Source organism: uncultured Clostridium sp., from assembly GCF_934754925.1.
Taxonomy (GTDB): Bacteria; Bacillota; Clostridia; order Clostridiales; family Clostridiaceae; genus Clostridium.
On the sequence record NZ_CAKVJA010000121.1, the window covers coordinates 1 to 1,525 of the forward strand.

The window sequence follows — 1,525 nt, forward strand, 5'->3', positions numbered from 1 at the left end:
CTATAGGGGGGATAGCATGAAGGAAAAAATCAAAAATATATTAACTGATTTAGGAGCAAGTGTTTGTGGGATTTAAAGTGTAGAGCGTTTTAAGGATGTTCTAGAGGGGTTTTCACCAACAGATATATACAGTGATTGCAAGTCTGTTATTGCCTTTGGAGTTAATCTACCAAAGGGACTTACAAAACTTAAATCATCACTTATATATGGTCACTTCAATAATTTAAGCTGTTCAATAGTTGATAAAATTTCCTTTGATGGTGCAAAAACCATTGAAGAAAAATTCAACTGCTTTTCACTTCCTATGCCTTGTGACAATCCATATGAATATTGGGATGAAGATAAGCTAGAAGGAAAAGGACTTATATCAATCTTATGGCAAGACTAAAAGAGGTTTTGATACAGTTGAATGTAATAAATGCAGAAAAGTATGTCCTATGAGATATGGTAAGAATTTATAAAGAAGAAGGTACGCTATAAAGTGTACCTTTTTTAATTTCCAACTTATTAATAAAATATATTTTAATTATCACAAGAGATTAATTTGTGTAAAAATGTTAGTTTATAATATTATTTAAATTTAATGCCAATACAAATGTAAAAATTGACAAAATATATATGTGGTGATACTATAATTTTGAAAATAAATTTACTAAAAAAAGGGATAAAATATAAGGTAAAAAATATTATTAATACACTCAAAGTAAACGATTTCAAGTTAGTAAAGTATAGTAAATTTAGTTAAGTCCACGATAAACAGTATATTTTGTTGTAGGATTTACAGGATAAAATACAGTGATTATATAAAAAATCACATTAATATCTTTATAGGGGAAAAGGAGAAAATTATGAAGTTCAAATATGAAAAGCCGCAAAATGGATATCCTGAGTGGAATAATAATCCACAAATAGTATCTTTAAACATGAATAAGCCTCACAATGATTTTGTAAGTTATGAAACAAAATCACAGGCTATGGAAGGAATAAAAGAAAACTCTTCAAGATATATATCTTTAAACGGTAAATGGAAATTCAATTTCTGCAAAAACATAAAAAATATACCAGAAGGTTTTTATAAAATAAACTATAATAATGATTCATGGGATGAAATAGATGTGCCATCAAACTGGCAGATAAAAGGATATGGAATACCACAATACACAAACCTTATATATCCATGGACAGGCAGAGAAGATATAAAACCACCCTTTGCACCTGTTGAAATAAATGAAGCTGGATGTTATGTAAAATATTTTAATATAACTAAAGAACAATTAAACAAAAAAATATTAATCAACTTCCAAGGTGTAGAGTCATGCTTTTATCTATATGTAAATGGAGAAATAGTAGGATTTAGTAAGGATTCATTTTCTCCATCAGAATTTGATATAACTGAATACTTAGTAGAAGGTGAAAATAAAGTAGCTGTAAAAGTATACAGATGGTGTGATGCAAGTTGGTTAGAAGATCAAGACTTCTGGAGATTAAGTGGAATATTTAGAGATGTTTATTTAGAAATAAAAAA

Annotated in this window: 1 protein-coding gene; it reads left to right on the plus strand. The window is 27.9% G+C overall.

The features are described from left to right. Positions 1-848: 848 nt before the first annotated feature. A partial coding sequence (locus Q0G30_RS14365; RefSeq protein WP_366014153.1) for a sugar-binding domain-containing protein occupies positions 849-1,525 on the plus strand: 677 nt, incomplete at its 3' end.